At 57.3% G+C, this 8,650-nt stretch carries 9 protein-coding genes; 4 read left to right on the top strand and 5 right to left on the bottom strand.

What is annotated here, in order from left to right; translation table 11 throughout:
* Positions 1-201: molybdopterin-binding protein (locus tag VMW13_11280; GenBank protein ID HUV45394.1), on the top strand; the 201-nt coding region annotated here is incomplete at its 5' end.
* 26 nt (positions 202-227) lie between these two features.
* On the opposite strand, the gene VMW13_11275 is transcribed toward VMW13_11280, so the two are convergent.
* The 4 genes from VMW13_11275 to VMW13_11260 all read right to left on the bottom strand — a co-directional run bounded on the left by VMW13_11275 (position 228) and on the right by VMW13_11260 (position 4,816).
* Positions 228-695, bottom strand: coding sequence for a GNAT family N-acetyltransferase (locus VMW13_11275; protein HUV45393.1), 468 nt, complete (start codon positions 693-695; stop codon positions 228-230).
* Between the two features lie 11 nt (positions 696-706).
* Complete coding sequence (gene moaC, locus VMW13_11270) at positions 707-1,186, bottom strand: cyclic pyranopterin monophosphate synthase MoaC (protein ID HUV45392.1); 480 nt, start codon at positions 1,184-1,186, stop codon at positions 707-709.
* 34 nt (positions 1,187-1,220) lie between these two features.
* Positions 1,221-3,692 carry a glycoside hydrolase family 3 C-terminal domain-containing protein gene (locus VMW13_11265; GenBank protein ID HUV45391.1) on the bottom strand — a complete coding sequence of 824 codons (2,472 nt, stop codon included), beginning with the start codon at positions 3,690-3,692 and terminating at the stop codon, positions 1,221-1,223.
* A 191-nt stretch (positions 3,693-3,883) separates the two neighbouring features.
* Positions 3,884-4,816: a 4Fe-4S double cluster binding domain-containing protein gene (locus VMW13_11260; protein ID HUV45390.1), complete on the bottom strand. Its 933-nt coding sequence runs from the start codon at positions 4,814-4,816 to the stop codon at positions 3,884-3,886.
* 117 nt (positions 4,817-4,933) lie between these two features.
* Between VMW13_11260 and VMW13_11255 the strand changes: the two genes are divergently transcribed.
* From VMW13_11255 to VMW13_11245, 3 genes are all read left to right on the top strand, one after another.
* Positions 4,934-5,389, top strand: a complete 456-nt coding sequence (locus tag VMW13_11255; GenBank protein ID HUV45389.1) for a YkgJ family cysteine cluster protein — start codon at positions 4,934-4,936, stop codon at positions 5,387-5,389.
* 166 nt (positions 5,390-5,555) lie between these two features.
* On the top strand, positions 5,556-6,404 hold the full coding sequence (locus tag VMW13_11250; GenBank protein ID HUV45388.1) for an enoyl-CoA hydratase-related protein: 849 nt from the start codon (positions 5,556-5,558) through the stop codon (positions 6,402-6,404).
* A 223-nt stretch (positions 6,405-6,627) separates the two neighbouring features.
* The gene (locus VMW13_11245) at positions 6,628-8,262 is read left to right on the top strand and encodes a carboxyl transferase domain-containing protein (protein ID HUV45387.1); all 1,635 of its coding nucleotides are present in this window, start codon (positions 6,628-6,630) and stop codon (positions 8,260-8,262) included.
* 170 nt (positions 8,263-8,432) lie between these two features.
* Here the strand turns inward: VMW13_11245 and VMW13_11240 are convergent.
* A partial coding sequence (locus VMW13_11240) for a hypothetical protein (GenBank protein ID HUV45386.1) occupies positions 8,433-8,650 on the bottom strand: 218 nt, incomplete at its 5' end.

Here is an 8,650-nt window from a genome sequence, read left to right as displayed (position 1 = left end):
CTGGATGGATTCGGGGAGCTGTTCCGGTCCCTGAGCTACCAGGAGATTGGCACCGGCAGCATCATGAGCCGGGCGACCGCCGGAGTTATTGGCGGTAAGGTCATCCTCTGCTTCCCCGGCTCACTGGGCGCGGCAACCCTGGCAATGGACAAGGTAATCCTGCCGGAGCTCGGACACCTGGTGCGGGAGGCTACCCGGTAGGACGCTCTCCCCAGGCAGAACCCGCACTATTTCCTCTGCAGGTACAGTTCGCGCAAGAATTCCCGGAAGCCGTGCTTCTGCCAGAAAGAGTACCCGATTTCATTCGCGGAAGCCACGCTCAACTCGATTCTATCCACGCTGTGCGACTCGAACCACTGCAGAATCCTAGCCAGCATCTGCTCGCCGATCCCTTGTCGATGGGAATTCGCCGTCACCGCCATATCGGAGATATACCCATATTCCTGCTCTGCCAGCACTGGAGGGTTCTTGCGTTTCTCGGACAGAGAGTAGCCAACCACTCGGTTCTCCGCCAGTACGACTAGCACAAGGGCGTCCTCCGACACGATCGACTCCTGCACCCGATTCTCGAAGTGGATTTGACCATCTTCAGCCCTTGTCCAGTGTGGGTCAATATCCTTGTGGAAGTCCATAAACTCCTTCCAGACCTCCACTATGCCGGGGACATGAGCATCCTGCGCCACCGCTATTTCCACCGGTCCACTCCTCAACCTTTCTTGCGACGGTACGTCCCGCTCTTGCCGCCGGTCTTGCTCTCCAGATAAATCTCCTTAATGGTCATGCCCTTGTCCACCGCCTTGCACATATCGTAGATGGTCAGGGCGCTGACCGAGGCGGCCACCAGGGCCTCCATCTCCACTCCGGTCTTGCCGGTACTCTTTGCCCGTGCGGTTATGTCGATGCAGTCCTCCCCGGACACATCAAACTCAACAGCGACCTCGTCAATGAGTATCGTGTGGCACAGCGGTATCAGGTCGGACGTTTTCTTGGCGGCCATGATGCCGGCAACACGGGCCACAGCGAGGACATCCCCTTTCTTGAGGGTATTCGTCTTCACCTGTTCCAGGGTGCCCGGCTTCATCACTACTGTGCCCCTGGCTACCGCTTCGCGCACCGTGTCAGCTTTATTGCCAATATTCACCATGCGGGCCTCTCCGCTTGAGTTTACGTGGCTCAGTTCCGTCATTGTCCGTCTCCTGTCTGGAAATGTACCGGTATCGTTATGGCTTCAGGGTAAAAGAGCCTGTAGCCCGTATATCCCGCGAGGAGCTGCCGACCAGTACCTCAAATTCCCCGGGTTCGGCCACCCACTCCTGCCGGTCCGGATCGTAGAATGAGAGGTCTCTCTGTCCCAGGGCAAAGCTCACCGTCCGGATCTCCCCGGGCTTCAAACTCACCTTGGTAAAGCCCTTCAACTCCTTGTGCGGCCTCACCAGGCTCGACTCGATATCACGAATATATAGCTGGACGACCTCTTTTCCTTCCCTCTTACCCGTGTTGGTGATGTCTATACTCACCGTCAGGTCATCATCAACCGCCACTTCCGACGGTATAGTCAGCTTGCCATATTCGAATGTGGTATAGGAAAGGCCATGCCCGAAGGGGAACAGGGGCTCGATTTTCTTGGTGTCGTAGTAGCGGTAGCCAACGAAGATGCCCTCGCCATAGAGCACCCTGCCGTTTTCGCCGGGGTAGTTGACAAAGGCAGGGTTGTCTTCTATGCGGCGGGGAAAGGTCTCCGGCAGCTTCCCGGAGGGGTTGGCTTCGCCGAAGATGATGTCGGCGATAGCATTGCCACATTCCTGTCCCGCGAACCATGTTTCAAGCACGGCGGGCACGCGGTCAATCCACCCATCCATTGAGACTACGGCACCGGTGTTGAGGACCACGATGGTATTCTTGTTGGCACGGGCCACGGCTTCGATAAGCTCCGTCTGAGCGCCAGGCAGGTCCATGCTCTCGCGGTCAAAACCCTCGCTTTCGTATTCCTCCGTAGTGCCGACAAAGACCAGGGCAACATCCGAACAGGCGGCCGCATCGGCAGCACGCGCGATGGGGTTGTCCGGTAGAGGGGTTTCGCATCCCAGCCGGATACGGCGGAAAGGCCAGGCGCGTTCGGGGTTCCACCAGTACTCTATCTTCACGGCATAGGACTTACCGGCCTCCATTCTGAAGGTACCCGTCCTCTCGCCGCGGAGGAAGAGGTCTTCCTCGGCCTCACCGGACCATTTCTCGACCACGAGTTGGTCGTCGACATAGATGCGCCCGAAGCCGTCGGTGAGCAGCCCGAACCGGTAGTCCCCGGACTCCGGGGCCAGGAAGGACCCCGTCCACCGGATGGAGAAATCGTCTCTATCGATGCCTGGTACGGGGAAGACCCCGCTGCGCCACCTCAGGGAGAACCTGCTGTCAACCCTGGTCAGCACCGGGTCGCCGGACAGGTCGTTGTTGTTGAAGTACTCGCCGGTCAGCCCGCATCCTTCCCTACTGGCGGGTATCAGGTGCTGCGCGTTAAGCTCCAGAGTCAGACGGTTGTACCGGCAGCCTATCTCGTGGCGTACCTGAACGGAATCGCCACACAGCCGTGTGACGCCTTCCAGCGGTGTCACCGTATAGTTGGGCCTGACTCGTGAGCTACCACTACCTTCAATCCCGACCTCAGTTGCATTGGGACCGATAACGGCTATCGATGTGAGTTGCTCCCGCTTCAAAGGGAGTAACTCCCGGTCATTCTTGAGAAGGACAATCGCTTCACTGGCAGTCTCGCGGGCCAGCGCCCGGTGCTCCGGGGTGTCCGAGTCCTCAAGAGACAGGCTTCTCACCTCTTCGAACGCGCCGGACTTCTCGACGATGCGCAGGATACGGCAGACCATGTTGTCAATTAATTCCTGGCTAACCCTGCCTTCCCTCACGGCCTCCACCAGTGCTTCCCCGAAGAAGCGCGCCGGGCCGGGCATTTCCATATCAAGTCCGGAGTTCGCCGCCGGTACCAGATTGTAGACGCCCCCCCAGTCGGACACCACGAACCCCTCGAACCCCCATTCGTCTTTGAGAACCTCGGTAAGCAGCCACCTGTTCTCCGAAGCAGAGACCCCGTTGATACGGTTGTAGGAACTCATCACCGTCCAGGGCCGTGCTTCCCGAACGGCTACCTCGAAGGCGGGGAAGTATATCTCCCGGATTGCCCTCTCTGATGCCTCGGAGCTGATAGTGAACCTCTCGAACTCCGAGTTGTTCAGGGCGAAGTGCTTGATGGAGGTGCCGACGTTCCGACTCTGGACGCCGCTTATGTGGGCAACCGCCATTCGCGCTGCCAGATAGGGGTCTTCGGAGAAACTTTCGAAGTTGCGCCCGCCCAGCGGAGATCGGTGGATATTGACGCAGGGTCCGAGGACTATGTGGCACCCCATCGCTATGGTCTCCTCGGCAAGGGCAATACCAACCCTCTCAATCAACTCCGTATTCCAGGTAGCTCCCATAGCCGAACCGGTCGGGAAGCAGGTGGCCGGTATCGTGTCGCTGGGGTCGTCATCGGGCATCGTCCGTGTCCCATGCGGACCGTCGGTCATCTTTACAGGCGGAATCCCGAGGCGCTCGATACCTTTCGTGTGCCAGGGGTCGGTGCCGGCCAGCATCGATACCTTCTCTTCGAGCGTCATCCTGCCCAGCAGGTCTTCGAGGCGTCCTTCCACGGTACCCTCCTCTGCCAGTTCCTGAGTCGTATCTGATTATAAAAGCTGGACGAAAGGAAAGCAAAGGGTTGTTTGTTGCGAGACCTAGGACAGAAAACCGCGCACGCGCAGAAGAGTGGCGCAATCTCAGGGTGGTGCTTTTCGCGCAGCACCGAAGATAGCGGCAGCGTCGATACGTTGTGTCGGTCTAACTATCTCTGTGCAGCCAGCCTCTGTTTCTCAATGAGTGCACTCAGGTTTGGCGCCACAAACGGGTAAACCCCATCAGAAATCTCCAGCTTCTGCTGAGTCTCCGGAGGCAGCTTCTCTAAAGGCGTCCTGTTCAGAATCAGGCCGGTTTCTTCTTCAGAGAAAGATGGACCCGCCACGATCTCGCGTAGATATGGCCTATTCACCGGACACACGAATTGACAGCGCATACAGCCAATGAGGGCATTGTGCCAGTCGGGCTGAAGCTGAACCCAGTAGGGGAAATCCGGCTCTCTCTCGGTCAGAGAGCCCAGGCAGTTTTCAGCGTGAATCAGGAAGCGGTCGGTGGTAATACTCCCAGTCGGGCAGTTCTCACGGCAGAGCGAGCAGTTTTCACAGGCTTCCATGGCTTTAGATTCCTGCCAGTTATCCTCTTCACAGGGACAATCGGTATAGAAAGCGACCAGGTGGCAGAAGCTACCCATCCCCGGCACATAGCTGATATTGTTTCTACCATATCTTGCCAGTCCGCTTCGCACCGCAAGCGTTTTCAATGCCAGATGAGCTTTTACTACCTTGTATCCGGCAGTCTCCAGCACACTCTCTAGAATTCCTTCGGCACGAGATTCATTTGCTGTTTTCGCAAAGTAATCCGGCGGGATGTCTGCGGGATAAGTGATTCCCTGCCATTCAAAGCTGAGACGCGTGATCGGTTGAGGCATTGCCACGACCACGATTGTCTTCGCCTCGGGCAGTTTTTCATTGGTCTTCAAGTAGAAACGCCATGTTTCATGCAATCGCCCATTCAGGAGTCCCTGCCTGACGAGTTCCCCAACCGTATCCTGCGCTTCCGGCAGGTGCGTTATGGACACGGTCCTTGACCTGTACCGGGACTGCCTCATTCTCTTTCGTATCTTGTCGACGATGTCACTCATTGCTCTGATTGTAGGGATTCCGAGACCATTTCGCAACAAGCTAAAAGGCCTCGCTTAACATCTGCCCCGTCCCGCGCTATAATCACTATGATGAGACTGAAGCGTAAGGATAGCAGGGTGTCGCTGGATAGTCCGGATGGTTCCGCGTCGACTGGTATGGCGATACCGTGCTTCCGATGCGGGCTGTGCTGCACCCGGTACCAGCCGCCGTTGACTACTGCCGAAGCGGAGACTATCGCTCTGGCCCTGGGGATGTCTCTGGACGCATTCCTGGACAGGTATATTGATGATGCTTGGTTCGAGCCGGGCCGTTTTCTCCTTGATACGGATACGGACGCCTGCGTCTTCCTTAATCCGGCCACAGACGATGGTAAGGCAGCATCCTGCAAGATTCACCCGCTGAGACCACAGGCCTGCCGGGACTGGCAGGCCAGCCTGCACCAGAAGGAGTGCCTGGAGGGTCTGCAGCGCTACTGGGGACTGACTGCCACTCCTTCGGGGAAGCTGGTGGGTTCCAAAGAGGACCTGCGGAGGTTCCGGGCCTTCATGCAGTCGCAGGGCCGCCAGAAGTAAAAGGACACCCGGGGCAGACACCAGATGACGTTCTTCTACCCGCCATCGTGAAGCCTTGACACCCGCCCAGCAGGGCCTTAACATAGCACAATACCAGACTATAAGTCTGCGGATGCTACTTCAACCACCTGTGTTATGTGATTCCGGAGAAGGAGGGGATTCTACCATGGAGTACAAGCATATTATCTACCAGCCCGGGAAGGTAACTCGCATAATACTTAACCGGCCACGCTACTACAATGCCCAGAGCCGGCTGATGCGTGACGAGATGGACGATGCCTTTGTCCAGGCGGCCGAGGATGACCAAGTGGGAGCCATTGTTCTCTCCGGGGAAGGGAAGCATTTCTCTGCCGGGCATGACCTGGGTACGCCCGAGGAACTGGAGGAGCGTGATAAACTGGGCTTCCCAACAACGACACTGGAACGGTACAAGCGGACACGTGCCATTTGCCTGGAAAACAGCCTGCGCTGGCGGAACGTACCCAAGCCGACAATCGCCATGGTGCACGGCTACTGCATCTTCGGGGGGTGGATATTCGCTGCGGCCATGGATGTCCTGTTTGCGTCCGAAGATACCCTGTTTCTACCCTCGCACGTGCAGTATTTCTCCATGCCGTGGGACATCGGGCCGCGCAAGACGAAAGAAATCCTGTTCGAGCACCGCTTCATGACGGCCTGGGAGGCCTACCAGCATGGCTTTGTCAACCGGGTCTTTCCACGGGAGCGACTTGAAGAGGAAACGCTGGCCTACGCCGGACGGGTCGCCGATAACTATATCAGGGACCCGGCACGTCTGCGCACTGTCAAGTTCAGCGTTAACCACATGCAGGATACCATGGGCTATACCGCGGAGGTTGAAGTGGCCTACCAGAACTACTTTATCGCTACCGAGTTGCGGGATACGGAACGCCCCCTCGACGACAAGGGCGGGATTGCGCAAGCGGGCCTGGCGCACAGGAACCTGGAGGCGAGTCAGTCGTGGCTGGAGTCGACCCCGCAGCAGGCGAGTAAGTAGGCTTTCCGGTGGGAAAGCAGGCCCTGCCGGTCGGCTGGCATGGCGTCTCCCTCTAAGTCAGAACAGGTACGTGCATGGCCATGCGGAGTAATGCTGCAACAATCGAGGACCGGGTTGTGCCGGCTGGTCATGTGCCCGATGAGGCCTGAACAAGTTCAGGCACTGGCAATAAGGGAGTCCCCAGTAGTAGAATAAGTGAGAATCAACCAGGGAAGGAGCCAGGATGACAAGTGGCGATGAATTCGAGAAGATTACTACCTGGAAGATGGGCATGCCGTGGGAGGCTGCCATCGAGGAGATGCGCCTGAGAAGGGAAGCGGTGAAGCGGATGGGTGGTAAGGAACGTATCGCCCGGCACCATGACCAGGGCAAACTAACCATTCGCGAACGCATAGACAGACTGGTGGACAAAGACACCTTCTTTGAAGTTGGCTCATTGATGGGCAGGGGCATATACGACGAGAACGGCGATATAATTGACTTCCTGCCCGGCGCTTTTGTAGAGGGATTGGCTGAGATAGACGGTCGTCAGGTAACTGTCGGTGGTGAGGACTTTACCATCAGTGGCGGTAGTCCCGCCGGTATGCATAAGGATGCCCGGTTATTCATGCAGCCTATGTCACTTCAATACGGAATACCGCTTGTGCAACTCTGTGACGGAGCTGGAGCTAGTGCAGCCAGCTATGAGGGAAGCGGTCAGAAAGGGGGAGGAGGTGGCCGAATGTCGCTCCCTCCGGGCACACAGTGGTGGTGGGATGTTCAATTACTGCAAAAAGTGCCAGTGGTGTCGGCAGTTGTGGGCTCATGTGCCGGGCACGTAGCCGCCCGTGCCGTATTGTCTCACTTTTCCATAATGGTTAAGGGAACCGGACAGATATTCCCTGCCGGTCCCCCGGTTGTATCCCGGGCCCTCAGCGAGAATACCCCGAAAGACGACCTTGGTGGTACCAGGAGGCATACCCGCGAAACAGGAGTAATCGATAACGAAGCCGAGGATGAAGAGGACGCCTTCCGACAGATACGGGGATTTCTCAGCTATATGCCTGATAATGTGTACGAGGTGACTGCTCGTAAAGATATGGGAGACGACCCAAATCGACGTGAGGAAGAGCTTCTGGGTATCGTGCCTATCAACCGCAAAAGACCATACGATATGTACAAGGTGATCCGTCTTCTCGTCGACAAAGGTGAATTCTTCGAGATGCGTAAATACTACGGTGCCGCGGTGATAACAGCCTTTGCCCGCATGGATGGCTATGTTGTCGGGGTGCTGGCGAGCAACCCGATGGTACATGCCGGTGCTATGATCGGAAAGGCTGCACAAAAAATGGCCCGTTTTATCGACCTGTGTAACTGTTTCAGCATTCCGTTGCTACTCCTCGGCGATGTACCGGGTTTTATGATTGGGTCTGAAGCAGAGAAGGAGGGTACAATGCGCTACGGGATGGTAGCCGTTATGGCAGCCCAGGAAGCAAGCGTTCCCAAAGTGCATATTGCCCTCAGAAAGTCCTATGGGATGGGTGGAGACGCATTCTCCAGTGCCGGTGGTGGTGGTATGATGACGCTTAACCTGCGATTAGGCTGGCCCAGTGGCGAATGGGGTGCAATTCCAATAGAAGGTGGTGTCGCTGCTGCCTATCGAAGAGTCATCGAATCGGCCCCGGACCCTGAAGCAAAACGTAAGGAATTGGAGGAGAAACTGGTCGGCTTTCGCTCTCCATTCCGGGCGGCTGAGGCGGGAGACGTTATCGATATCATCGACCCCCGTGATACCAGGCCGATCACATGTAGATTCATCAGGGCCGCCCAGCCCACCTTGAAGAGAAATGCCGGTCCGAAACGGAGCGTTAGACCTTAGCTGACCGTACCAGAGAGGAACCGGCTTCTCGCCGGCGCGCTTGACCATGCTGTCAGCGCAGTGCTCGCAGCATTTGGCGTCTTCCGAGTTCATTGGTCGCCGGACGGCAAGCACGCGTACCCCGATGTGCGTGTACCTCGGGTGTGGATGCGGGAGGTAAACAGGTCGCCCTAGCCGCCTATCTGCCGCATTTGCCGTTTCTCGGGGACGACTTCTTCAGCAAGGTGGTGCTGCTCCTGCTTCAGGGTGGCCGCTTTCAGTATCATTTGCTCCAACTCCTCGATGGTAGCGCCGCAGCGCAGTGGGCCCTTGAGGTCGATTTCATCATCATCCAGGAGGCACGGTCGCAGGCCGCCGTCAGCGGTGAGACGGAAGCGGTTACACTCGG

It is taken from the genome of Dehalococcoidales bacterium, assembly GCA_035529395.1.
Lineage (GTDB): Bacteria > Chloroflexota > Dehalococcoidia > Dehalococcoidales > Fen-1064 > DUES01.
Note: the sequence above shows the minus strand (reverse complement) of the source record. Positions and strands in the feature narration are given on the sequence as shown.

Bases quoted from the DNA above. Each gene is read 5' to 3' on its own strand.
- moaC (HUV45392.1), bottom strand. From the start codon at position 1,186: ATGACGGAACTGAGCCACGTAAACTCAAGCGGAGAGGCCCGCATGGTG.
- VMW13_11245 (HUV45387.1), top strand. From the start codon at position 6,628: ATGACAAGTGGCGATGAATTCGAGAAGATTACTACCTGGAAGATGGGC.
- VMW13_11260 (HUV45390.1), bottom strand. From the start codon at position 4,816: ATGAGTGACATCGTCGACAAGATACGAAAGAGAATGAGGCAGTCCCGG.
- VMW13_11250 (HUV45388.1), top strand. From the start codon at position 5,556: ATGGAGTACAAGCATATTATCTACCAGCCCGGGAAGGTAACTCGCATA.